Below are 25,164 nucleotides of genomic sequence, written 5' to 3'. Positions count from 1 at the left end.
AATATTTTTGGGTTTAGCTTTTCAGAGTAAGTTTGTTATTCAAGGTTGATTGATAAAACGAAGTTGATTTCAAAACAAAAAAGGTAGTTGCCGTAAGCGTCATAGTAGTTATGGGCGGCGCTTTAGTTGCAACGCTGTTAGACCGCACGAAGGAGTTTGTAATGAAGTTACCTCAAATATTGGCCAAACAATTTTTATCGAAACAGTTGGCTCGTCCTTCGGGTTTCCTTGGAAAATATATAATGGGTCGTCTTCTAAATCGCACAACATCTTCCCATAATGCACTAGTCTTTAACCAAATGGCAATCCAGCGATCAGATCGCGTACTTGAAATCGGTTTTGGTGGTGCAGCATTGCTAAAAAAAATAGTTCAGAGTGCGTCGGAGGGATTTGTTGCAGGTATTGAACTCTCTGAAGAGATGGTGGCAAATAGCAGAGAACGATTTCAAGATATGATCAAGTCTGGTCGTCTAGAGATTAAGAAAGGAACCGTTGAAGCATTGCCATTTCCGGATGCTAATTTTAATAAAGCTTGCACTGTGAATACTATTTACTTCTGGTCTGATCTTGATAGATGTTTTACAGAGTTGTTTCGAGTTATTAGGCCTGGTGGCGAGTTGGTAATTGGTTACACAGCAGATAAAGATGTCAGTGGAGCAGGTTTAGATAAATGCGGATTTATACCTTATTCGACTGAAGAACTAAAGGTTGCTCTCGTAGCGAGAGGATTTACACCTGGCTTACTTCAAATGGGTTCAGACAAGCGAGGTAATTATTTTGTGCTCACTGCTCAACGTGCGGGCTAACCAGCGTCTCAAGCGGAACGCTGTAGTCAGTCGTTGTATTTGCAGTTTATCATTTTAGTAAAAGTTGAAGAAAGGAAGTAAATAAAAAAACATAAACAATAAATCGTTGTGTTAGCTGCGGAAACCTTGTGGCGTCCGCTTAAACGCAACGCCGTTAGGCGGTGTTTGTTGCTATAACATAAATACTAAATTATAATTCAAGAATCATTCTTAACATAGTAGGAGAATAAAATGGCAAAAAAAGACAGCGATAAATCCATAGTGGATGCAAGTCGAAAAGTTTACGAAGCCTTAGAACTATTTGATGAACAAGAAAAGAAAAGAATAATATCTTCGGTTCTTTCTTTATTTGGTATGGAAAAGGATGTGTTGAACTCTCCAATAAATACCGCCCCAGTTACTACTTCTGGTAATATATCAATTCGATCGCAATCAGTTGGGTCAGACCGCCCGCTCTCACCTCTTGAATTGATTCAACAAAAAAAACCATCAACGAATATGCAAAGGTTGGCAGTTTTTGCGTATTATCGTGAAAAGCATGAAGGCATTTCAAGATTCTCACGAAATGACTTAAGACCATATTTTGCAAAAGCAAAATTAAATCAACCCAAAAACTTTGACCGGGATTTTAGTGATACTATTAAATTAGGTTATATATATGAAGATGGTTCTGAATCATATTTAACTTCAAAAGGGCTTGAGTCAGTTGAAACTGGATTTAATAGTTCACGCTCGTCACGCAGTAAAAATAAAAGGTGATTTGTGATTGATGACCAATTAGTTCTTCGTGTTGAAAGGCTGCGAGATGAGGTTGAATTATTAAAAGCTAAAATTAGAGATGTTTATAAATCTAAGGGGCGCCCAGTATCCTCAGCCGAATTAAAAAAACAAGCATCTTCTATTGCAGAAAGATGGTTGGTTGAGGTTGCTGGAGATTCCTCGGTTGTTAACTCCATTGGAAATGATGCGTTAGCGGAAAGAAGTGTTCATTTTCAAAGATTGTTGACTTATTCTGAACGAAATACACTTCGTAGTAAATATGATCAATCACTTAATGCGATTTTAAAAGAATTTCGTGCTCAGATAATTGTCCCATTAAAATCTAAAAGAATTACTGCGAATAATCGTAGAGAAGAAGAAAAACCAATTGTCAATTCTCCTTTGCGCAATGCTCAAATTGTTTTTATAGGCCAATCATTTATAACATCAGACAAAGCGGTAAATGAATTCATATTTAAGTTTTTCTCTGCGTTTGGTTTGAAAGTTACAACGGGTGAAAAACCGAAAGCAGATTCTGTATCAAAAAAAGTGAAAGAGCGAATTGAGGCATCAAATATATTTGTTGGAATATTTACTCGTAGAGATAAATTAGAAGGAAAGCCTGAATGGACTACAAGTTCTTGGGTTATTGATGAGAAAGCGTATGCTTTTGCGAAAAATAAAAAATTGTTCCTTCTCAAAGAGCAAGGAGTTAGTAGCATTGGAGGCGTTCAAGGTGATTATGAATATCTTGAATTTGATCGTAATAATATGGGTGATTTAATTATTCGTTTGTTAGAAATGTTTCTATCGGAAAAATAATATGCCCCGCCTAACACGCGTCTCAAGCGGAACGCTGAAGTCGGTCATGGTATTTGTAGTTATAGTTGAGTGAGTATGTTCGGTTTTTGTGTTAGAGAATTTTATAAACAATAAATCATATTATTTGTAGCGGACACTTCATGGCGTCCGCTTAAACGCAACGCCGTTAGGTAGCTTCTAAAATATGAGAAGAGTAAAAATCATAATGCTCATACTGTCCACTTTAGTTATTGGAAGTTGTACGAGTAAAAATGAAAAAAATAATAAAGAAAATGATTTCTCGAATAGAGGTGACTCTAATATTTATAATGTAAAAGTTGATCATATTGATCATAAATTCTCAACTAAGGAATATTCACTTCTATACATACCACAAGACAGTCTACGCTTTCTTGTAGCTGACATAGTCTATTTTGATCATACCAATTATGATAAACATCCCTATGAATCAGTGAGGAAAATAGTTAGTAAGATATTTGAGAAATACACCTTTGTTGCTAATCAAAAAAGTAACTATGAAGAAAGTTATCGTCAAAAAGAACTTAGAAAAATTCCAGTATTAGGGGCTGATACTACATATGGTGTATTTATCTATTCAAAATCAACATCTGTCCCACGTGACAGTATGCTTCTAGTTTCTCTTTATGGTGGTGGTTGGGAATCTATCCCTTATATCATTGCAGTATTCGAAAAGAATGGTGATAAGTTATTGTTCAAAGGTTTTTTAGATAAGCTATTCTTTGCTAGTATTGGAGTATGTGAATTTGAATTAATGGAAAAATTAGTTAATGGCACATATTTGCTGAAAGAATTAATATCACATGAGACTGGTGATACTGAAATATCTACAACTATATTCATTTATCAATGGATTCCACCTTTTTCACTAATCAAAATATATTCTAATACCCTAGCAAATAATGAAGAGGGTGATCAAGAGTTCAAATTCGAAACCAAGCTCGATACACTGAATAAGTGTCTATTTGTTGATAAGCTTGAAAGAAAAATAATCAGAAACAATACTGATAAGATCCAAAATAATTGGCATGTAACTCAGACGGATACTTTTAACTATAATAAAATTATTAAAAATAAATTATGATTAGCTACCTAACACGCAACTCAAAGCGACTGCTTTAAATGTTGCGACATTTGAGTATTTAAAACGTTTCGATAAAAGTGTTAATTGCTTTTTGAGTGTAGTGAACAAAACAGAATTGTAAATAATTATTGGTGTTGGCTTTTTAGTGTTGCATTGTTGTGTTGGGCAGCGCTTTAGTTGCAACGCCGTTAGGTAGCAAATGAACATGGATAAAATATTAATACTATCATCTGGCAATATCCCCAAAGGACAAAAGTTATTCTTCTTTTTTATGGGGTTTGTATTCCTTCTCCAAGGTATAATAAACTTATTCAATAATATCAATTATCCATTTCTTGCATGGCTTCAAATAGTTATTGGTCTAGTTTACATTTTTTCGATTGTATTTTATTACAATAAGCAGGATCGAACTGCGTATGTAAAACTTACCAGCTCAGAAATTATTTTTAAAAAATCTCCATTAAGCAAAGAGGTTGTTCTCAATATTTCTGATCTAATTAATCTTGAAATAACAAACTATGAAATACGAATAGATAGTAAGAGTAAGTCATACAATCTTAATTTTGGTAGTTTACCATATATACAGAGGAAAAATGAATTGCCGAAGTTTATATTAGATGTACAAGAGTTTAAGGAAAAATTGTTTTTAAACAAAAATGCTCCTAACCAGCAACTCAAAGCGACCGCGTCTTTGACGCAGTCGTTTGATAAAGTTATTGGGTTTGGCTTTTCAGAGTAGGTTTAGTTGTTCAAAGTTGATTTGCAGTACAAAACTGATATATAAATAAAAGTCGTTGGCAAATGTAGCATCGCTGTTATGGGCGGCGCTTTAGTTGCAATGCCGTTAGGTAACAACAAAGTGAAATCAGATGATAATTATAAGAGTAATAATATTATTTCTTCTATTAGTTTTATCGTATGCTTGTTCACAAAATAAAGCTGATAAAGCTGAACGAATCACACACGAAATAATCTCAGCATTATTTCTAGAAATAGTTGATACTACTTACTATTATTATTTTGATCCACCATCATCTTTCAATTATTCTTTACCTATTGAAAAATATTATGAATTATATACTTTTAGAGACAAACATAAACTTGCGATATTTATTGATACTATGAATAGTTCTAGAAAAGATTTAGATGCAATGCTTTCATCTGCTCATTCAAGTATTAGCAAAGAATTAGATCCGATTGAAATAGCACTCTTTGAAAAAAATACTCATAATAAAATGAGGTTAAATAACCTTCACGGAATAATAAATACTGGTAGATATGAATTATTTTATAAAAACAATCAGCTTGTTCTTGATCGTAATTATACAACTATTGGTGAAATTCATTTTACTAATATCGCTTTCGATGAGGGAATGAATATTGGTGGATTTACATACACTATCTATCGTGGGCCAAGAAATGCAAAAAGTGAATTCATTATTGTAAATAAAGTAAATAATAAATGGGTTCTCAAAAAGAAAATTCTATTATGGATATCATAAAAGTTACCTAACACGCAACTCAAAGCGACTGCTTTAAACGTTGCGGCATTTTAAAAGTTTTAGAGTTTCGTTATAATAATTAGTTGCTCTTTGAGTTTGGTGAACAAAGTAAATTTATAAATAATTATTGGCGTTGGTTCTTAGTTCTGCATTGTTGTTCTGGGCAGCGCTTTAGTTGCAAGGCCGTTAGGCAACTATAAAAACGAGATAACTTTACATGAAAAAAATACTAAAAGATGCTTTTGAAATTATTGCAAAGAATTGGAAAGCATACTTAGTAATTAATATTCTATTTTATGGATTAGTAATTGTGGGAATGATTGTTATTTCATCAAATCCAAAATTGCATAAAGAAATTATATTTAATACAAAAAACTATCTAATCAATGGGACTGGGTTACTTCCTTTTGTCACTAAATATTATTTAGAAAATAATATACCGATCGCAATTGCTGTAACATTTTCAGTAAATCTTATCTTAGCTACTTTTATTCAGATTACTTTACCTTCACTAATAATACCATTTCTTGGATTACTGCTTAATTGTTATAGAGCATTTCTTTGGGGTCATCTTTTCGGTTTTGATATGCCAGTAACAATATATGGCGTATTACTATTGGAGGGTCAAGGATATATTCTAGCTGCTTTTGCTATATATCTTTATGGTATGTATATGATAAGACCGCTGTACTATGGTTTTCAAAAAAGGAGAGAGGCATTTATATATGGAACTAAAGTGATTGGTAAGCTTTATCTTTTAGTCACTTTAGTATTGTTAATTGCAGCTGTCTATGAAGTATCCTTAGTTACGAGTTTTACAAGATTTCCAATTCATAATTATCCCAAAGAAAAAATAAATCTATCTGGTGCAGAAGTAAAATTATGGTCAAGTGGTTGTAGTGTCTATTATGATTCAGTTTCAGTGGCAATAAATGATGCAAAAGTAATAGGATCTTTACTTGAAGATATAGGCTACCTTAAGAAAGGAGATTATGATGTTGTAAAAATCAGTAAAACTGATTCTGTTATTTTTGTAAAGTTGTATTTAGAGGAAAAATATTGGAATGATAAAGATATTTTAAAAAAATTTGATGGTGTGAAACAAAATTATAGTAAAATGTTTACGGAAAGACAAATTAGAATAATAGCCTTTTATAAAAATGAGAGTGGATTTAAGAAAGAAAAAGTATTATAAAAATCATAACAATAAATATGTTGCCTAACCAGCGTCTCAGCCCGACCGCTTCTTCGAATTGGTTGTGGAGAGTTTTTAGGGTTTGGTTTTTCAAAGTAAGTTGTTCTTAAAAGTGTGATAGCAATACAAAACTGATTTTATAAATAAAGTTGCGTTGATAATTGCTTCATTGTTGTTATGGGCGGCGGGCTAAACGCAACGCCGTTAGCCTTTTCACAAAATATTAAGAAGAGATAGCTCGAGCAATTTCTTTGTTTGATGTGCCAAGAGCTAATAAGGATCTAATAATGAGATCAAGTGAAACAGAAGGATCACCTATTTCAAGTTTGGCCACTCGCGATTGGCTTGATTTAAGAATTTTTGCCAAATCAACTTGTGTTAGCTTTTGCTCTGTTCGCAACTTTTTTAAATTGGTGCTTAGTTTTAATTTTAATTCTATGTATGAAGATTCTTCTTCCGATAAACCGAGAAACTCTGCTGGTGAACCAATTTTCCACCCTTTTTTTTCTAAGCTTTTTTGTTTTTGTTTATTCATTATCATACTCCTTTATTCTCTTTTTACAGATATCTATAATATTCTTAGGCGTCTGTTGAGTTTTCTTTTTAAATACCTCAAGAATTATTATTGCATCATCATCAACTCTATAGATAATGCGCCAAGTATTTCTTTCATCATTTATTCGCAGTTCATGGCAATCAGAACCTATACTAGGCATTGGTCTCGAATGTGGCATTCTCAATTTCTCTCCCATCTGAAGAAGTCTGAAAAGAAATCCAGTTTCTACCCTTGCAGCAGAGGAAAATGGAGGAGTTTTAATCTCTCCATGCAACCAGATGAGAGGTTTATCTTGAATTATCATGGCGTAAAGATATGTCAGATATGACATATTGTCAAGAAATAAATTTGAAAGGCTAACAAGCAACTCAAAGCGACCGCATTTATGATGCAGTCGTTAGATGTGGTAATTGGGTTTAGTTTTTCAGAGTTAGTTTAGTTGTTCAAACTTGATTTGTAAAACGAAGTTGATTTTAAAATAAAAAAGATAGTAGCCGTAAGCGTCATTGTAGTTATGGGCGGCGCTTTAGTTGCAACGCCGTTAGCTTGCACAAAATATTGAGGTGATAATGAATAAATGTTTTTGTATTCAACCATTTGACGGTAGTGTTTTCGACAAGAGATTTGATGACGTTTTCAAACTTGCAATTGAATCGGCTGGTTTAGAACCATATCGTGTTGATAGAGATCCAACGGTAAGTATTCCTATTGAGGATATTGAGAAAGGTATTAAAAATTCTGAAATCTGTTTTGCAGAAATAACTACGGATAATCCAAACGTATGGTTTGAACTTGGATTTGCGTTTGCAATTTCTAAAAATGTTGTAATGGTATGCTCGGATGAAAGAGAATCAAAATTCCCGTTTGATATTCAGCATCGCACAGTTATTAATTACAAAACTGAATCATCTAGCGATTATGATGATTTGAAAACTAAAATAAAAGAAAGAATACTAGCTCTTCTCAAAAAGGATGCTGAAATAATTAAAACAAAAAAAATATCTCCAGTTGCAGATACAGAAGGTTTATCTCAGCACGAAATGGTTGCTCTTGTTACAATAATGCAAAATAATCTTGCTGAAGATGATGCAGTTTCAACATACACCATAAAATCAGATATGAATAATGCTGGATTTACTGATATAGCTGTAAGCTTGTCCTTAAAACTTCTTGTTCAAAAAGGTTTCATAAAATCTATCAGAACGCAAGATTATAATGGGAATGAATATTTCGGTTATGTAGCCGCAGAGAGTGGAGTTGAATGGTTAATGAAGAATCAAGAAAAATTAATTTTACAAAAGGAATATGAAAAACCAGTTCAAAACGAAAACGTAGATGATTTACCATTTTAGAAAAGGCAAGCTAACCCGCGCCTCAACAACGACCGCTTCTTCGATGCGGTCATATTGAGTCGCTTCGGGTTTAGCTTTTCAGAAATAGTTTCTTGTGTAAAGTTGATTTGTAAAACAAAACTGATTTATAAAATAAAATTGCGTTGACAAAACTTAGCCGTTTGTTCTGGGCGGCGTGTTAGGCGCAACGCCGTTATGTGCTAAACATAGAAGGAGGTAAAATGTTTGATTCAACATTCCTAGATAAAAAGGTCATGAAATCAATCGCAGAAATGATTGATAAATCTGTTCCGAAAAATGAAATATATCAACACATTATAAAAGAATATCCTAATCATGATCATGATTATATTGCAAAAGGAATTGCCTCATTCATAAATGATAATATCAAAAGTAAAAATAAGATCCACTCATATATACTCTCGATATTTGTAATTCTAAGCTTAAACTTTTGTCTCATTTTGTTCCCGAATTACGCTCCAACAATTTCTAAGGTAGTTTACTGGGGAACAGCGATTATTTATTTCATTCTGACTTTATTCCTAGTAAATGGAATACTTCGTTTTAAACTAGCTTATTATACAACAGCAGTTTCTTATTATTTATTTTGGATTCTGTCCATAATATTTGTTTGGTTATTTATTCCTTTTACCATCATGCATATTCTATTAACAATCGGAATAATGATAACATATTTGTACATCTATCTTTTACGAAAACATATATTCCCAAATATTGATTTTTGGGGAAATGTTAAGAAAGAAAAAGGTAATTATATATTTTAGCACATAACCCGCAACTCAAAGCGACCGCGTCTTTGACGCATTCGTTTGATGTAGTTATAAGGTTTAGCTTTTCAGATTAATATTATTGTTAAAAGTTGATTTGCAGTACAGAACTGATTTTAAAATAATATGGTAGTTGCAAAAGTGTCATTGTAGTTATGGGCGGCGCTTTAGTTGCAACGCCGTTATATGCTAATAGTAAAGTGAATATTAAACAATGCACAAAAAACAATTATTATATCTTGGAATAATTATTCCAATTGTATTTTGGATGACAACAATTATTTGTGGTTATATTTTAGGTGACTACAATCATTTGACAAGAATGGTAAGTGAATTAGGTGAAATAGGAACTAACACTCAGTATTTATTTTCATTGGGTTTAATTGTATGTGCCATACTAAGTGTATTGTTCATACTAGGACTTTATCAAACATGTAAAATTTATGACATGAGTATAATCCCAATTCTAGTTTTACTTTCTTATTCGTTCTCCATAGGTGGCGCTGCAATATTTCCATTCCCCTTGAGAATGCATCTAATTATGGGAATGCCATCAATACTTTTATTCCTTTCTCCATTATTAGGCTTTTTCTTATGGAAAAGAGAAAACAACTTAATCATGCTAAAACAAATGTCTGTGATCAGTTTTATTATAATGTCGCTTGGTTTTATAACATATTTCCCAAATTTATTGGGCGAGTATCTGGGAGTAAAGCAGAGGTTTTTCCATATTGGTTGGTCTGTATGGTTCTCATATTTAAGTTATAGCTTTATTAAGCTTCGTGAAAAAGAGAAATTAACGAATAAATAATGTCGCATATAACCCGCAACTCAAAGCGACCGCGTCTTTAAAATATTTTTGGGTTTAGCTTTTCAGAGTAAGTTTGTTATTCAAGGTTGATTGATAAAACGAAGTTGATTTCAAAACAAAAAAGGTAGTTGCCGTAAGCGTCATAGTAGTTATGGGCGGCGCTTTAGTTGCAACGCTGTTAGGCATTTAGAGGATAATTTATGAGGTTAATAATTCTTGTATTTATTCTAATTTTTTTAAATTGTTCTGAGCAAAATAATACTGAACTCAAAAAAAACAAATCAACAAATGGCATTTCTAACAATTTTATTGTGCCTACAAAGGAGAAATTATTGGAGATAATAAAACCAAACATTCAATTCCGAGATTCTATTTTTATCAAGATTAAAACTGCAAAAAATTTATCAGAAGCAGATTCAATTTTTAATAATTTTTACAAGAAGTATAGATATACGTTCCCTTCTTTTCATATGACACAGAATTCCCCAAATGCAATGGATTCGATTAATGCGTTCTTTCTTAAAAATGGATTTAGAATTGCAGATAATGAAGGTGATGCTTTTAATCTTGTAATTAATACTGATTACTTATTAAAGAATATTGGGAAGTACATCTCTCCAACTTTAGTAGAATATTATAATATAATTGACGAGGAAGATAAAAATGAGGACTTCTATGAAGATGGCGGTATGAGAATTACTTTTGACGAATTAGGTGATAGAATTTTAAGATGGGAAAAATTTTTATTAATGCATAATGATTTTTCGCAAAAAGTACAAATTGAAAGAACAATTAATCGGTATGAGCATTTCTACTTAATACCAATGGATTACCATCCTTTGTTTAATAGCGGAACAAAACAAAATAAATTAGATCCAAATATTCTTATGATTTACAAAAGATATGTCCTTCGTAATCCAAACACTGATTTTGGTAAATATATGAGTGAATATTTGATCGTTTTAGAAAACAATAACTATGAATATAATAATAATGTAAAGCAGTACTTAAAAAGCATCGACCCAGATGTACGGTAACATTATAATTAATGCCTAACCCGCGTCTCAGCCCGACCGCTTCTTCAAATCGGTCGTAGTGGTTTTTCGGGTTTAGTATTTCAAAGTAAGTTGTTCTTAAAAGTGTGATTACAAAACAAAACTGATTTATAAAAAATAGTTGCGTTGATAATGTCGTCATTGTTGTTATTGGCGGCGGGCTAAACGCAACGTCGTTATATGGCATAAATATGAGAAGAATATTTTTATACTCATTATTAGTTCTACTACTTTATTGTTGTACCACAAAGAAGGACCAGAAAAGTGAAAATTCCATGGTGACTGATATTGTATCAAAACAAACAAAAAGTATTTATCTATCGGTTATTAATGTCGATTCCTTAATCGCACATGATTCGGTAAGAGTTAAATATTATGCATTAGATACCAATAAAGTAGTTTTCGAATACAAGCCAAAGGATGAGTTACCAGAATATCTTGAAGAAACTTATCAGATATATTATGACCTTAATAGGAATCCCATTTGCATTTATGTAATGCCTTTTAGTGAATCTGGTGATTGGTTCCTTACTAATGAATACTATTTTGGTAAAGATGGGAAAACTATATTCTATAGGTATTGTCTTAATTATTTTAATAGTGAATGCACTGAGATCATGAGAGAATTCAAGGATTACTACTTCGATTCTAACTTTAAAATGATTAATAATTATCAATACTATCAAGACAAGAATAGGAAACCAATCGATTTTAAGGATTGCTATAATCCGTATTCTTTTGAACCGATTTATCAATCATTTTCTAATTATGAAAGCATTGTCTCAAAGTATAAGATAGTAAGTAAATGATGCCATATAACCAGCAACTCAGCCGGACGCCGTTTTCAGAGTGGCATTTTAAAAGTTATTGGGGTAAGTGCAAAAAGTCAAAATGTTTATTGGCAGTTTACTTATAAACTAAAATGTTGCAGCCGGCGCGTATGGTTTAAGTTACGCACCGTCTGCTTAATTATTGGCATTGTTTTATTAATCGGCAGTCTTGTTATGTGGCGCCGGCTAGTTGCAACGCCGTTATATGCTAGTATATTTGAAATTATTCTTAAAAATATCCATGTCAAAACTAATCTTGTTATTTATAGTCGTCAATCTATTTAATATGAATGCTCAAGTAAAAGACTCTCTTGATACTGATAGTACGTGGGTAACTGTACCTTTACCAGAAATCAATGTAGATAATGGTGTTCATGCAATTAATCGCTTGCCTAAATACATACCTATCTATGAACATAAAATATATCTCTATGCTGATTTCAAAAGAGCTAAAATTGTATTCGATCCACTATATCGAATCAATGAATTAAAATTCGTTATTTATTTGATAAATAATTCTGCTGATACCTTTCGAATAGAAATCAATCATCTCGGGTGGATACGAAAAGAATATCGCAATAAAAAAAATGAGTGGTCTCCGACAAAGCCCTGCAATTGGTGTTATTTGTCTTCTTTAGGTTATGTTTATACTATTGCGCCTGGAGAATATTTTAGTATGTGGGATAGATTTAATACTAAAGGTAAATGGAAAAAAATAAGATATTCTCTGGTTGGTTATCAAGTTGAATCATCAAATGAAGGGTATGATAGAGTTGAGTTAAAGGAAGCTGAAAAAGCAGTATATGACGAACTCACTTTCACGACATGCACGATAGAGTATTTAAAAGGAATCATAAATGGGGATATTCCTTTGAAAGTATTACCCAATGAAGCCACAAATATTAGATCGTGGGCAATGAGAGTAATGATTAGTAGATTTAAAGAAAAAGCCATTCCATTTCTTGAAATAATTGCTAACACTCAAGACCACATTCTGCAAAATGTTGCTAAGGATACAATAAAAGATTATTTAGACGGAAGACTAAAATGAAGTCGCATATAACCCGCGTCTCAAGCGGAACGCTGTAGCCGGTCGTGGCATTTGCAGTTCAACATTGTAGTAAAAGAGGAAAGAAAAAGTAACTAAATAACATAATCAGTGAGTCGTTGTATGTGACGCGGACACCTTGTGGCGTCCGCTTAAACGCAACGCCGTTATAACGCAGAGTTGAAAATGAAGTTTAAGCAAAAATATTATGGTCCTCTTATTAATCAGATTCCGCAGTTAAGAAAGTATCTTAATTATTCTGAGCAAGCTTATGTTTTGTCAAATCGACTCGGTGGACAATCTGAGGAAAACTGGGGTTCAATTGAATCAAAATTATTATCAATGATGATGTATCATGCACTAAACACAAGTTTATCAATTCGGTTATTAACAACGCATGCTCAACCTTTGGAAGCTTATGCCTTATTACGCGTTCGTTTAGAACAATTAATAGTTTTCTCTTACCTTATTCACGCTGATAAAGAAGAAGGATTTAATGCTTTTCTTCAAGATATAAAGAGAAATGAATTCCGTTATGCGAAAGCTATTAAAAATATTGACCCAGAATTGTTTTCGGTTGTAGAAAGAGCTTTCGCAGATAAAATGGAATATGCAACATTCCAAGCTTATTTTAATGAAAAAAGTATCGATCCAGATTTTGATTGGGAGAATGATAAGTTAAAACGCAAATGGTCGCCATTAAACGCATTTGCAATGTGTCAAAAAAGAGACAAATTAGTTCCACAAGATGATTTAATTCTCAGTATTAAACTAAGTAGAATCTATCTAAGCATTTATAAATCTGCCAGCATATTTGTTCATTCAGAATCGGGTATTGTCACCGAAAACTTTATTTCCAATCTGAAAGGGCGACCAATGCCACAGAATATTTATTTGTTTTCAAATCTTGTTAACCTAGCACAGATTGATTTAATACAGACTTATGAAGTAATTAATTATTTGTTACCAGAAAAAAAGGAAAGAGTAGTAAAGGAGTATGAGAGTTTTAATAAAAATGTTTTAGAGGATTATGATTTTGTGATTGATAAATTAAAAAATGCGTTATAACCCGCCGCTCAACACGGACAGCGTTTTTCAGTGCGGCATTTGAATAATTATTTTGGTGCATTTACAAAACTCAGTTGCTTTATAAAGTAGTTTGTTCTAAGAAACAATTTTATAAATAAAAAGTCGTTGCAACTATTCGGCATTCTTGTTCTGGGCTGCCGGTTAGCGGCGGTAAATTAGAAAAGAAGGTCTCACTCACTTAGTAGGTGCATATTCCAAAGGATCGGAATAAATTATGGCATCTCAAACAAAGCAAGGAGACCTAAAATGTTTACAAATAAAATAAGTGGATATAAAAAGAAGAGCAACAGTTCTTTGACAACAACTGAAAATTACGACCACTACATAGCACTTGATTGGTCGGAAAGAAATATGGCAATAGCCAGAATTGGTAAAACAGATATTGAGCCCAAGACAATAGATGTCCCATCAGATCTGAAAGAACTGAAGATATACCTGACAAACCTGAAGGGGAACAAGATACTGACAATAGAAGAGACAACAACGAGCCAATGGTTGTATGTAGAGCTCTATGATTATGTTGAGAAAATATTTATTTGTGATCCATACAGAAACAGGTTGTTAAGTGATGGACCAAAGACAGATAGAATAGATGCTGGTAAATTATGCAAGCTGCTCAAGAATGGAATGATGAAGGAAGTTTATCATAGCACTAATGAGTTGTATGAGTTGAGGAAGTTAGTAAGTTATTATGATGATGAAGTAAAAGCTGGAGTAAGATTATTAAATCAGAAGTCTGCCTTATATCGTGCAGAGAATAAGTCGTGGAAGAAAAAAGAGGAACTTGAAGGGAGTCGAGTAAATAAGTTTATTGTAGAGCAGCTGGATGAGAAAATAGAATCATACCAAGAAAAGAAAAAGAGGTATGAGGAAGAGTTTTCCAAGATAAGTAAAAAGAACAAGGTGATAAGAAGTTTACAAAGTATCCCAGGGCTTGGCCCGATAAGCAGCGTAACGATATTATCGATAGTAATAGATGGAAAAAGATTTAGGAGTAGTAATCATTATCTAGTTTACTGTGGCTTAGTAAAACATGATAAGCTGAGTGGAGGAAGAAGTTACGGTAAAAGAATCCCAAGGTATTCCAGAAGATTAAAAGGAGTATATAAATCGGCAGCAGTAAGAGTAACATCAACGGAAAATCCGTTGAGAGAGTATTATGAGTATTTACTGAAGGAGAAAAAATTTGCCGAACATAATGCGAAGCATGCAGTAGCCAGATACATAGCCAAGATAAGTTTGGGAATAATAAAGAGCGGTGAAAAATACAAACCATACAAATGGAGAGATAACAAAAAGGAAAGAGAAGCTGCATAAATAGAGAAAGACAAAAATTGATTATTAAAACAAAAGCAGAACTTCATTTTCTTTAGAGATGATCTGAAAGTGTGGGAGAGAGAGTTCAAAACGGCGTTTGAAGTCCCATGATGTTTAGGGAATATTCCAAATGCGGCGGTTAACCACTCCCAGTTTATACTAAAATTTGCCGTAGCCCAAACAGAGAGCTCAGATAGACGACTGGTAAAACAAACACATAAAAGAAGTAGCGAGCAAAGAAAGATAAAACTGAAGAAATATTAAATAGAAGTTATTCAACAAAAATAATAATCAACATGAGTGTTGTCTGTGAGACCGAAGTCAGAAATGTGGGATTATAAATCCCAAGGATGAACTGTTTTTTCTTGACTTTCTTTTCTATAGACAACGCCGTTATGCAACTGGTTGGAGAAAATAATATGGAACATAAATCAAATTATTGGATACTCTATTTGCCATTGTTAATGGCATTCTTTTCATTTTATGCGTTAATGAAAAGTGTTGATTCTGGAACGGTATGGAAAATTGTTTTCTCCATTATTGCCCTAATTGTTTTTCTGACGCTTTCAGTATTATCGTTAAAAAATATTTCTGCCAAGAAAAAAAATGGTGGTCAAAGTATATGAAAAAATATTATCCATTAATATTTATACTTCCATTTCTTGTTAATCAGATTTACCAACCAAATTCATCTCGACTAGAGTTCTTAAATATTCTGGTATTTGTTGTTCTAATATTCGTATTGTTTGAATATCTTGATAGGAGCAGAGATAAAAGAATTGAGAAACTTATTCCAACCAATAAGAATAAAGTAGTTCATATAATCAAATATGGGGCACTTATCGGATTACTTATATCATTTATAATAAATGTTATTATAATAAATCATTCTACTTTTATCCATTCAGTTATATTCATAATAATCCCACTTACATTATTGTTCAGTTGGATTGGCTTAATTGATTGGAAAGAATGTTATAAAAAGCAACTAGAGCAAAAATATTTTGTAAAATTATGAAGTTGCATAACCCGCAACTCAAAGCGACTGATTTAAAAGTTGTGGCATTTTTCAAATCATTGGTGTTCGTTGTAAAAGTGAATTGCTCTTTAAGTTTAGTTAGCAAAACATATTTATAAATAAATATTGGCATTGGCTTTTCAGTGTTGCATTGTTGTTCTGGGCAGCGCTTTATTTGCAATGCCGTTATATGCTTATGTCGGAATCTAAATCGTTTCAAGTAATAGTCATTGGAGCTGGGATTGCTGGTCTTACAGCAGCCTATTTTCTTGCCCAAAAAGGAATAAGTGTAAAATTGTTTGAAGCTTCCGATCGAGTCGGTGGTAGAATGACAACAGATATAGTCAATGACTTTATTTTGGATCGAGGTGCTCAATTTTTATCGAGCGAATACAATCTCTTATTGTCCATTGCTGCTGAACTTGGATTGAAAAGCAACATCCACGAGACTTCTCCTTGGAGTGCAATTGTACGAAATGGAAAAATATGCCGAATGCGTCTTGATAATCCTATTCACACATTGACAAGCGGTTTATTAAACCTTTCAGCCTGGTTAAAACTTGGTTGGCGAAGTTGGCAATTGCGTCAATCATTGAATTCACTTTCGCTCAATGACTACAGCAAATGGGCATCTTTTGATAATGAATCCGTGTCTTCTTGGACTAATAGAATGATTGACCCAATTGTAACAGAATATTTATTCGAGCCGATGTTACAAGGATTCTACTTCCAAGAACCTGAAGCGACATCTCTTTCGTTATCAATGGCCCTGTTAGCGTTTGGTTTTAGGCGTAGCCGCACTTTATCTATCTCTGGTGGAATTGGGACTTTGGCCGAATCGATAGCATCACGATTGGATGTTGATCTTGATTCGCTGGTAAGCTGCATTGAAAGCAGTTCCGATTCAGTCAGTGTCAATGTAAACAATTCTCAAACAAAAGCTGAGTATGTGATTCTGGCAATACCTGCTGTTAATGCTGGACAAATTTTTACTAGTAGTTGCGAAATTACAAATAGGCTAATGTCAACACGTTACAGCACTAACATAAATATTGCAATCATGACAAATGAAAAATTTTTATTGCCTGATCATTTAAAGGATGTATATGGGTTGCTAATCCCACGCGCAGAACGAAAGAATATTGCTTCGATTGGTATTGAATCGAACAAAAATCATAAATATACTCATCATGGGCAGTTATTAAATATTATGCTATCAAACAAAGCATCTGAGTCTATGATGTTTGATAAGGATGATTCAATTGTTGAAACAGTAGTGTCGGAGGCTTTAAAATATTTACCTGGGCTATCTAATAAAATTTCTTCTACACGTATTTACCGTTGGAAGCATGCTGAACCTTATTCGCATATAGGAAGAGCAAAAGATTTAGTGCAGTATAGGGACTACAAGTATTTAGAAGAACGTGTGCTATTAGCTGGTGACTATATGAGTATGCCATTTACTGAAGGAGCGTCAGAATCGGGAAGGTGGGCAGCTGAACAAATTTTAAAAAACCGCATATAACAAGCGTCTCAAGCGGAACGCTGTAGCGGGTCGCAGTATTTGCAGTTTATCATTGTAGCGAATGTTGAAGAAAGGAAGTAAATAGATAACGTAAAAAATAAGTCGTTGTATTTGTAGCGGAAACCTTTTGGCGTCCGCTTAAACGCAACGCCGTTATAAGCTAAAGGTAAATCCAAATAATTATAATGTATTAGTTATTGTTATAATATTAAGACTAGCATGGGAATAATAAATGATTTTATTCATAGAGCAACCAATGGTCAAAAAGAAGATATTGATTATCTAATGAGTCATCTAACAAAAGATTCGACAATCGCAATGACGCGTTTTATAGATTACGCTTTAGGTTTCGTTAAGAACCAACAAGGTATTAACCAAATGGAATTTTATCTATTTAACGGAACACTTATGCAACGTAATTATTGTTGTCTCTATTTTAATAGAAAAGGCGATTGGCAAATAGTAAAACGTGCTTTTAAAAGTGGACTAATCGATGAGATTCAAGCATACTCAAGATAAATAATTGTGTTTTATTAAATTTTAAGACGCTTATAACCAGCAACTCAAAGCGACCGCATCTACGATGCGGTCATTTGATAAAGTTATTGGGTTTAGTTTTTCAGTGTAAGTATGTTGTTAAAAGTTGATTTAGGGTGTGAGATAGAAATAAACTAAATATCTTATTGCAAAAAGATTATTGAAGAACAAGGATTGTGAGTTAATCGGTTTTTTATCTCACACCCTGAATAAAACGAAGTTGATTTTAAAACTAAAAAGGATGTTGCCAAGAGCGTCATAGTTGTTCTGGGCTTCGGCTTAGGCACAACGCCGTTAGGCGCATTAAAGAAAGATATATGAAACTAAGCATGGCAGTTCGACGGATCATTTTGATAAGCACAATACTTCTTCTCTTTGTTTTGGCTTGGGTGTCATTGTCGGGTGGGATCAATCAAATTCCTCGATCCAAGACAATTGGCCAAAAAGTGGAAACCGTTGTTCAGATTGTGTTTGGACTTTTTAGCTTGTTGATTACTGTTACTTGTTTTTACTGGCATAAGTTGCGTCGTTCAGTTCGGCTCGCTTGGTTAATCTCATTTGTATTAACTGCCGGGATATCTTCAGTCGTGTGGGGACCTCCGATGCTGACTATTGGATTGGTTTGTACTGTATTAGCGTTTCTAGTCGCACGAGGAATCATTTTTTTATTGGATGTTGGCAACGCCTAACCCGCGTCTCAAGCGGAACGCTGTAGTCGGTCGTGGTATTTGTAGTTTGTCTTTGTTGTGAAAGTTGAGGCAGAACAAAAATAAAATAACATAAACAATAAGTCGTTGTATTTGTAGCGGGAACTTTATGGCGTCCGCTTAAACTCAACGTCGTTATACCAAAAATTGTGAGATCAATATGGATCGTTCAAAACTATATGTTTATTCAGATGGCAGTAGATTTCTAAACAGATCTACAAAAGAAATATTTACAGAGATTGAAAAGAAAAATGTTTGGCACGAAGAAGAATCGGTTTCTGGATTTGGGTCGGCATTAGCGCAAGTAAAAACCGTTATTAAAGAATTGCCGAAGGTTATAAAAGAACTGGATATTAAAACTATTTTTGACATTCCTTGTGGAGACTTTAATTGGTTTAAAGAAATTAATCTCTCCAATAATATTTATTTGGGAGGTGATATAGTAGAAGACATTGTCCATAGAAATAATCAGAAATACAAAAGTGATAATATAAATTTTGTGCAATTCAATATGCTTGAAGATATTCAAGAATCAATGGACCTGGTTTTTTGCCGAGATTGCTTAGTCCACTTATCAATAATGGATATTTGGAAAGCCTTATCAAATATCCAAAAAAGTAATTCAAGATATTTAATGATAACTACGTTTACTCAAGAAGAAATAAACAATAATATAGTAACTGGTGGTTGGCGTCCATTGAATTTTATGAAAACTCCTTTCAATTTTCCAGAACCTATCCTGATTATTAATGAGAATTGTACTGAAAGGGATGGCATTTTCAGTGATAAGTCATTAGGAGTGTGGGAAATAAAGGATTTAGTCATAAAATAAATTTTGGTAAAACCAGCACCTCAACGCCGACCGCCATTTTAGTTGGGCGAATTTGTGATTTTTGAAATTGTGTTTTAGTTATAGATTTTGTTCTAAGTGTTCGTTCTAATTAATTAACTTGCCTTCGGTGCTTTGCTGACGCAAGATAAGCACCTACGGCTAAATATTTATCAGTTGTGTTTTACTTGGCTTCCTTGTTATGGGCGGCGGGTTAGGCGCAACGCCGTTATATTGCTTGAAAATTGTTAAAGGAGAAGTGGTTTATAGTTTCTTGCACCGTGAAGCATTCTATGAATCAAAATTGTTCTTTTTTCTATTGTGTAAAAAATTAGGGGGTTCTCAATAATCAAATATCGGTATCCAAGCAGTTTAAGATCAGAATCGCTGGGAGATTTACCTAACAAAGGATTATCAGCAAGTAATTCTAAGTTCTTTTCAATTTTGTCGGCGAGATTTGCAGCGGCTTTTATATTATCAGCATTAATGAAAGAAATTATTTCAGTGAAATCTTCTTCTGCGATACTTAAAAGTCGAACGCTAAAATTATTTTTGCTCATTTATCATTGTCCGGATTTTAGTCATAACTTGTTTAAGACTGTTTCCAGTATCACCGGTTGATTTTTGTTTCTGGGCAAGTGATAATTTTGAAAGCAAATCAAGTTTGAGTTGCATCTTGGAATAATGATTCATTGACATGACAACTAGATCACCTTCACCATTCTTAGTGATATAGATTGGTTCATTAGAATCGTTTGCAAGTTTTGAAATCTCATTTGATTTGTTTCTTAAATCAGATATGGGTTTTATTATTGGCATAGTTTATACTCTTTATTTTTCTATGTCAATATTATGACATAATTATGATAAAATCAAAGACGCAATATAACCCGCCAATCAAGCGGACGCCGTTTTTCAGTGCGGCATTGTTCTAAATTTTGTGTGTGGTTATAAAAACAAATTGCTTGTTAAAGTTGGTTGTTCTAATAATTTTTTTTATAAATAAAAAGTTGTTGCAATTATTCGGCATTCCTGTTCTGGGGCGGCGCTTTAGTTGCAAGGCCGTTATATTGCAATAAATTTTCTCTCATTCGAAAAAGGAGTTTAATGAAAAAATCAGATGAGATACTGAAGGTAGATTCAATACTAAAACAATTTGGAAAAATTACCGCAGTAAATAATCTTTCCTTCAGTATAAATAGAGGAGAAATATTTGCGTTGCTTGGTCCTAATGGTGCTGGAAAAACCACTATAGTGCGTATGTTGATGGACATAATTAAACCCGATGAAGGAATAATTGAATTTTACTTAAATGAAAATAAAAGTTCCCAGATTCCTCTTGCTTCTGAACTTGGTTATTTACCCGAAGAACGTGGATTATATCAAGAAATCCCAATTATAAAGACTTTAGTTTTTATGGGTGTCATCAGAGGTATGATCAAAAAGCAAGCTGAGAAGTCTGCCGAAGAATGGCTTGAAAAACTTGAATTATACGAGAGAAAAAACGAAAAACTAAGCACACTTTCAAAAGGAAATCAACAGAAAGTTCAGTTTATTTCTTCTGTTCTTCACAATCCATCATTTGCGGTACTTGACGAACCTTTTGCTGGTTTCGATCCTATCAATCAAGAAGCATTTTTAATGATAATCAAAGAACTTCGCGATAAAGGGACCACTATACTATTAAGTGCACACCAAATGCACTTGGTTGAACGTATTGCCGACCGTGTTTTACTCTTAAACAATGGGAAAAAAATTGCTTATGGAACCGTTGATGAAATAAAGAAAGACTTTTCTACCGGAGAAAAAATAATAATAAATGTTGAGGGCATACCTGATTTATCGTTGCTCCAAAATGATGATGCTGTGGAAAAAGTTGAATCTATTAATGATACTGAAGTAAAAATATTCTTAAAGCAAAACAAATCATTATCGGGGTTGCTTAACAAAGCCGCTTCAAACTATAGAATAACTTCCATAAAGACTGAACATATATCTTTACACGACATATTTATAGAGAAAATTAGTAAGGACAAAGGTGCAAGTAATGAATAATGGGAAAAGCTCAAAGATCAAATTGACTCTTGAGGTTGCTAAATGGGAATTCAACAGATGGTTCAAATTAAAAGATCAGATCATCACTCTGTTGATTAGTGCATTGATTAGTCTCTTAATTTTTGGCGGAAAAGCTCTCATAGAAAAATTCAGTGATGATAATGTTCAATTAGTCATTATCAACAGCCATGTTCTTCCTATCAAATTAAGTAATGAAAGTAAAATCAAACTAACAAAAAAAGAATTTACTGAGACAGATGAGCAGAAAAAGTTATTGGCTAAAAAAGAAATAGGTGGAATACTAATATTAAACGATATTGATAATATTGAGCTAATAGTAAATAAAAAACCCGCCTGGTTAGGAGAATTGCAGAAAGCGCTTACTGCGGCACGGCAACAAATCATACTTAAGCAATCAAATATTTCCCAAGAGCAACTTAAAAATATTTTTCAGCAAGCTCAAATAAAAATGAACTACACCGAAACCAAAAGAGAAGAAAGTAGTACCGGCGAGAAGGTTTCAGCCGGAATATTTATTGGATTAATGTTGCTTGGAGTATTCTTTGGATTGTCTTATCAATTTGTAGCCATAACTGGGGAGAAACAACTTAGAATAACTGAAGTAATAGCATCTGCTATTAGTCCCAAAACTTGGATAGACGGTAAGATTTTAGGTATATCATTGTTATCAATTGTTTTGCTTGTAACAAGTGCTTTAAGCACGGTTGTGTTTATTATGGTTTCTTCAATGTTCGGTAGCGGTTGGTCTATGCCACTTTCGATAACCAATCCATTATTAATAGTTGTATTATTTATTTTATCCATTAGCGGTTTTCTCTTATGGAACACTTTTTTTTCGGCAATAGCTGCCACAATTAACGACCCGAATACTTCAGCGAGAAGTTCTTTAATGATGGTGCCGGTCATACCGGTTGCGATTGCATTTTACGCTCTTGGAAATCCGGATTCGTTAGTGATGAAAATATTATCTTTGTTTCCACTCACTTCTTCGCCGGTTCTATCAGCAAGACTGGTTTTAACAGATGTGCCATTTATAGAGATATTACTTTCTTTGATCCTACTAATACTATCCATCTGGTATTTACGGAAAGCAGCCGGAAGAATTTTCTCACTTTCAATTTTAATGTATGGCAAAGAGCCATCCTGGAAAGAAATATCCAAATGGCTTAGAGAATCAAGGAAATAGAGCAGTGTTATACAGATATAGTTAATATGCAATATAACAAGTGCCTCAAGCCGAAAGCGTTTTCGAATTTGGCATTTGTGTAGTTTAAAAGATTGTTCTACCGTTTCGGTTTATTTGTTGGGTTTAGTTTGTAAATGAAAGTTTAGTTCTAATTAAAAAGTTGTTTAATAAATTTGGCATAGTTGTTCTGGGCTTCGGCTTAGACACAACGCCGTTAGGCGTCTATGGTTTAACAAAGCTAAATCGAATATTTAGATAATTAAAAAAAGAAGAAGATGGAAAATCATTTTGATAAAATATTTGAGCTAAGGTATTCTGAAATGGATAAGTCTGGCGACACTTCACCCACTACTATTTTAACTTTACTCGAAGAAACAGCCGCAGATCATTGTTATTCTATAGATAACAGTTTGTATGATCTTAAAGAACAAGATATCGGCTGGGTATTGCTTTCTGGAATTATACAAATGGACCGTTATCCTACTTATAAAGAAAAGATCATTATCAGAACATGGATGTCAAGTTACTCATTTATAAAAGGAATAAGGGAAAACATTATTTATGATGAACAAGAAAATATTATAGGAAGAGCTAAAGGTCTATGGGTTTTCTTTGATATAAAAAGGAGAAGACCTGTCCAAATATTTGACGAGATCAAAAAGAAATGGTCTTACTATAATGAAGAATCAATAAAACATAACATTGCTATTAATATAGAAGTAAATGAATCTGAAAGTTATAATAAGAAATATGATGTTAATCGGTTTGACATAGATATGTATAAGCATTTAAATAATATCAGATATTTGCAATGGGTAATCGATTCCATGGATGAAGATATTGTTGACAATTGTTATTTGAGTTCTATCGAAGGGCGTTTTGTTTCAGAAGTTCGAAATGGGGATACAATCATGTCTTTAACTCAGAAGAATATTAATGACAATTCTTTTGTTCATGCTATAAAAAATCAAGATAGTAAAAAGGTTTGTGCCACAGCAAAAACAGTTTGGAAAGAAAAAAATAAATAGTATCAACGCATAACCAGTTCTTCAAGGCCGACCGCTTCAAACGGTGCGGCAATTGTGTTGTAATTATTAGTTGCTCTTAGAATGTAGTAAACAAAATGAATTAATAAATAATTATCGGCAAAGTTTTTCAAAGCTGCATTGCTGTTCTGAGCGGCAGCTTAAAAACAACGCCGTTATAAGCTTAGTTCAAGGTCAATGAGAAGTCAGACGTATTTATATTAAACATTTAGAAAGGACCATATTATGGTTTCAAGTATTCAAAAAGGAAAAGCCGAACTGTTCTTGAAATATCATCAAGACAAAGAAATTCTGGTTCTGTTAAACTCATGGGACATCGGAAGTTCTAAATTAATAGAAGCATGTGGCTATAAAGCAATTGCAACAACAAGTATGGGAATAGCTGCCTCTTTAGGTTATCCTGACTGCCAAGTAATACAATTATCAGAAATGATTGAAACTATTACGGGAATCGCAAATGGAGTACAAGCTCCGGTAACTGTGGATATAGAAGCCGGATATGGAAATAATTTAAACGAAATAATTGATTCTGTTAAAAAGATAATTGCAACAGGCATTGTTGGAATAAACATTGAAGACAGTATTGATTTAAATCCAACATTAATTGACGAGATGGAATTTTGTGAAAGAATATCAGCTATTCGTGAATTATCAGATTCATTGAGTTTTCATTTAGTAATTAATGCAAGAACGGATTCATTTTATATTTCGTCAGGTTCGCCACGAGAAAAATTATCTGAATCAATTAAGCGTGGCAATAAATACAGGGAAGCTGGTGCCGACTGTATATTCGTACAACCTGTATGGGAAAAAGAAACGATTTCAACATTGGTTAAGGAAATTAATGCCCCCATTAATATTCTTGCAAATCCAGGGATTGGGGCAGGAATACCGCCATCCGTAAGTGAACTTCAGGATTTAGGTGTTGCCCGTTTAAGTCTGGGTTCAGGTTTGATGAAAGCGACATTAGCTTTGATAAAAAAAGTTGCTGACGAACTATCTGAAAAAGGGAGTTACAATATTTTATTAAATACCTTAACACCACTTCCCGACGCTGCGATGGCTTATAAAATGGCAATAGGGTTGAATAAATGAAATACTCTTAGCTAAGACGTTGGAAGATCTTAAAAATAAAACAAAATTAAAAGCGCTTATAACAAGCTCTTCCACCCGACTGCTTTAAACATAGCGGCATTTATTTGGTTATA

29 protein-coding genes are annotated in these 25,164 nt (G+C 33.3%); 24 read left to right on the top strand and 5 right to left on the bottom strand.

The window, feature by feature from the left end; all coding sequences use genetic code 11:
• Positions 1-242: 242 nt before the first annotated feature.
• From NTX65_02220 to NTX65_02190, 7 genes are all read left to right on the top strand, one after another.
• Entirely contained in the window at positions 243-806 is a 564-nt protein-coding gene (locus NTX65_02220) for a class I SAM-dependent methyltransferase (protein ID MCX6168127.1), read from the top strand.
• Positions 807-1,037: 231 nt separating this feature from the next.
• Positions 1,038-1,565 carry a hypothetical protein gene (locus NTX65_02215; protein ID MCX6168126.1) on the top strand — a complete coding sequence of 176 codons (528 nt, stop codon included), beginning with the start codon at positions 1,038-1,040 and terminating at the stop codon, positions 1,563-1,565.
• A 3-nt stretch (positions 1,566-1,568) separates the two neighbouring features.
• Positions 1,569-2,387 (top strand): hypothetical protein, encoded by an 819-nt coding sequence (locus NTX65_02210; GenBank protein ID MCX6168125.1) that lies wholly within the window; start codon positions 1,569-1,571, stop codon positions 2,385-2,387.
• A gap of 184 nt (positions 2,388-2,571) precedes the next feature.
• A complete protein-coding gene (locus NTX65_02205; protein MCX6168124.1) occupies positions 2,572-3,489 on the top strand; it encodes a hypothetical protein in 918 nt (305 codons plus the stop codon).
• A 205-nt stretch (positions 3,490-3,694) separates the two neighbouring features.
• Positions 3,695-4,228, top strand: coding sequence for a hypothetical protein (locus tag NTX65_02200; protein MCX6168123.1), 534 nt, complete (start codon positions 3,695-3,697; stop codon positions 4,226-4,228).
• A gap of 130 nt (positions 4,229-4,358) precedes the next feature.
• Complete coding sequence (locus tag NTX65_02195; GenBank protein ID MCX6168122.1) at positions 4,359-4,991, top strand: hypothetical protein; 633 nt, start codon at positions 4,359-4,361, stop codon at positions 4,989-4,991.
• 217 nt (positions 4,992-5,208) lie between these two features.
• Positions 5,209-6,186, top strand: coding sequence for a hypothetical protein (locus tag NTX65_02190; GenBank protein MCX6168121.1), 978 nt, complete (start codon positions 5,209-5,211; stop codon positions 6,184-6,186).
• A 223-nt stretch (positions 6,187-6,409) separates the two neighbouring features.
• On the opposite strand, the gene NTX65_02185 is transcribed toward NTX65_02190, so the two are convergent.
• On the bottom strand, positions 6,410-6,721 hold the full coding sequence (locus tag NTX65_02185) for a helix-turn-helix domain-containing protein (protein MCX6168120.1): 312 nt from the start codon (positions 6,719-6,721) through the stop codon (positions 6,410-6,412).
• Positions 6,714-7,073 (bottom strand): type II toxin-antitoxin system RelE/ParE family toxin, encoded by a 360-nt coding sequence (locus NTX65_02180; GenBank protein MCX6168119.1) that lies wholly within the window; start codon positions 7,071-7,073, stop codon positions 6,714-6,716. The genes NTX65_02185 and NTX65_02180 overlap by 8 nt, the downstream gene beginning before the upstream one ends.
• A 238-nt stretch (positions 7,074-7,311) precedes the next feature.
• On the opposite strand from NTX65_02180, the gene NTX65_02175 reads away from it, so the two are divergent.
• The 13 genes from NTX65_02175 to NTX65_02115 all read left to right on the top strand — a co-directional run bounded on the left by NTX65_02175 (position 7,312) and on the right by NTX65_02115 (position 19,651).
• Entirely contained in the window at positions 7,312-8,094 is a 783-nt protein-coding gene (locus NTX65_02175) for a hypothetical protein (GenBank protein ID MCX6168118.1), read from the top strand.
• Between the two features lie 221 nt (positions 8,095-8,315).
• A complete protein-coding gene (locus tag NTX65_02170) occupies positions 8,316-8,879 on the top strand; it encodes a hypothetical protein (protein ID MCX6168117.1) in 564 nt (187 codons plus the stop codon).
• Between the two features lie 217 nt (positions 8,880-9,096).
• Positions 9,097-9,693, top strand: a complete 597-nt coding sequence (locus NTX65_02165; protein ID MCX6168116.1) for a DUF998 domain-containing protein — start codon at positions 9,097-9,099, stop codon at positions 9,691-9,693.
• A gap of 332 nt (positions 9,694-10,025) precedes the next feature.
• The gene (locus NTX65_02160) at positions 10,026-10,730 is read left to right on the top strand and encodes a hypothetical protein (protein ID MCX6168115.1); all 705 of its coding nucleotides are present in this window, start codon (positions 10,026-10,028) and stop codon (positions 10,728-10,730) included.
• A 293-nt stretch (positions 10,731-11,023) separates the two neighbouring features.
• Positions 11,024-11,557 carry a hypothetical protein gene (locus NTX65_02155; protein ID MCX6168114.1) on the top strand — a complete coding sequence of 178 codons (534 nt, stop codon included), beginning with the start codon at positions 11,024-11,026 and terminating at the stop codon, positions 11,555-11,557.
• Between the two features lie 262 nt (positions 11,558-11,819).
• A complete protein-coding gene (locus NTX65_02150) occupies positions 11,820-12,629 on the top strand; it encodes a hypothetical protein (protein ID MCX6168113.1) in 810 nt (269 codons plus the stop codon).
• A gap of 183 nt (positions 12,630-12,812) precedes the next feature.
• Entirely contained in the window at positions 12,813-13,694 is an 882-nt protein-coding gene (locus NTX65_02145; protein MCX6168112.1) for a DUF5677 domain-containing protein, read from the top strand.
• 267 nt (positions 13,695-13,961) lie between these two features.
• Positions 13,962-15,032 carry a transposase gene (locus NTX65_02140; protein MCX6168111.1) on the top strand — a complete coding sequence of 357 codons (1,071 nt, stop codon included), beginning with the start codon at positions 13,962-13,964 and terminating at the stop codon, positions 15,030-15,032.
• A 419-nt stretch (positions 15,033-15,451) separates the two neighbouring features.
• The gene (locus NTX65_02135) at positions 15,452-15,658 is read left to right on the top strand and encodes a hypothetical protein (GenBank protein MCX6168110.1); all 207 of its coding nucleotides are present in this window, start codon (positions 15,452-15,454) and stop codon (positions 15,656-15,658) included.
• 588 nt (positions 15,659-16,246) lie between these two features.
• Positions 16,247-17,575 (top strand): NAD(P)/FAD-dependent oxidoreductase, encoded by a 1,329-nt coding sequence (locus NTX65_02130; protein ID MCX6168109.1) that lies wholly within the window; start codon positions 16,247-16,249, stop codon positions 17,573-17,575.
• A gap of 219 nt (positions 17,576-17,794) precedes the next feature.
• On the top strand, positions 17,795-18,094 hold the full coding sequence (locus NTX65_02125) for a hypothetical protein (protein MCX6168108.1): 300 nt from the start codon (positions 17,795-17,797) through the stop codon (positions 18,092-18,094).
• A gap of 347 nt (positions 18,095-18,441) precedes the next feature.
• Entirely contained in the window at positions 18,442-18,801 is a 360-nt protein-coding gene (locus NTX65_02120; GenBank protein MCX6168107.1) for a hypothetical protein, read from the top strand.
• Positions 18,802-18,979: 178 nt separating this feature from the next.
• Positions 18,980-19,651: a class I SAM-dependent methyltransferase gene (locus NTX65_02115; GenBank protein MCX6168106.1), complete on the top strand. Its 672-nt coding sequence runs from the start codon at positions 18,980-18,982 to the stop codon at positions 19,649-19,651.
• A 245-nt stretch (positions 19,652-19,896) separates the two neighbouring features.
• Here NTX65_02115 and NTX65_02110 read toward each other — a convergent pair whose 3' ends face one another.
• Entirely contained in the window at positions 19,897-20,208 is a 312-nt protein-coding gene (locus tag NTX65_02110; protein MCX6168105.1) for a type II toxin-antitoxin system RelE/ParE family toxin, read from the bottom strand.
• Positions 20,195-20,467, bottom strand: coding sequence for a type II toxin-antitoxin system prevent-host-death family antitoxin (locus NTX65_02105; protein ID MCX6168104.1), 273 nt, complete (start codon positions 20,465-20,467; stop codon positions 20,195-20,197). The genes NTX65_02110 and NTX65_02105 overlap by 14 nt, the downstream gene beginning before the upstream one ends.
• 288 nt (positions 20,468-20,755) lie before the next feature.
• On the opposite strand from NTX65_02105, the gene NTX65_02100 reads away from it, so the two are divergent.
• The 3 genes from NTX65_02100 to NTX65_02090 all read left to right on the top strand — a co-directional run bounded on the left by NTX65_02100 (position 20,756) and on the right by NTX65_02090 (position 23,938).
• Entirely contained in the window at positions 20,756-21,703 is a 948-nt protein-coding gene (locus NTX65_02100; protein MCX6168103.1) for an ATP-binding cassette domain-containing protein, read from the top strand.
• Positions 21,696-22,910, top strand: a complete 1,215-nt coding sequence (locus tag NTX65_02095) for an ABC transporter permease (protein ID MCX6168102.1) — start codon at positions 21,696-21,698, stop codon at positions 22,908-22,910. Before NTX65_02100 ends, NTX65_02095 begins: the two co-directional genes overlap by 8 nt.
• 275 nt (positions 22,911-23,185) lie before the next feature.
• On the top strand, positions 23,186-23,938 hold the full coding sequence (locus NTX65_02090; GenBank protein MCX6168101.1) for a thioesterase: 753 nt from the start codon (positions 23,186-23,188) through the stop codon (positions 23,936-23,938).
• 2 nt (positions 23,939-23,940) lie between these two features.
• On the opposite strand, the gene NTX65_02085 is transcribed toward NTX65_02090, so the two are convergent.
• The gene (locus NTX65_02085) at positions 23,941-24,069 is read right to left on the bottom strand and encodes a hypothetical protein (protein MCX6168100.1); all 129 of its coding nucleotides are present in this window, start codon (positions 24,067-24,069) and stop codon (positions 23,941-23,943) included.
• Positions 24,070-24,181: 112 nt separating this feature from the next.
• Here NTX65_02085 and NTX65_02080 point away from each other — a divergent pair, with 112 nt between their 5' ends.
• Positions 24,182-25,051: an isocitrate lyase/phosphoenolpyruvate mutase family protein gene (locus NTX65_02080; GenBank protein MCX6168099.1), complete on the top strand. Its 870-nt coding sequence runs from the start codon at positions 24,182-24,184 to the stop codon at positions 25,049-25,051.
• Positions 25,052-25,164 lie beyond the last annotated feature (113 nt).

It is taken from the genome of Ignavibacteriales bacterium (assembly GCA_026390795.1).
Lineage (GTDB): Bacteria > Bacteroidota > Ignavibacteria > Ignavibacteriales > Melioribacteraceae > Fen-1258.
Note: the sequence above shows the minus strand (reverse complement) of the source record. Positions and strands in the feature narration are given on the sequence as shown.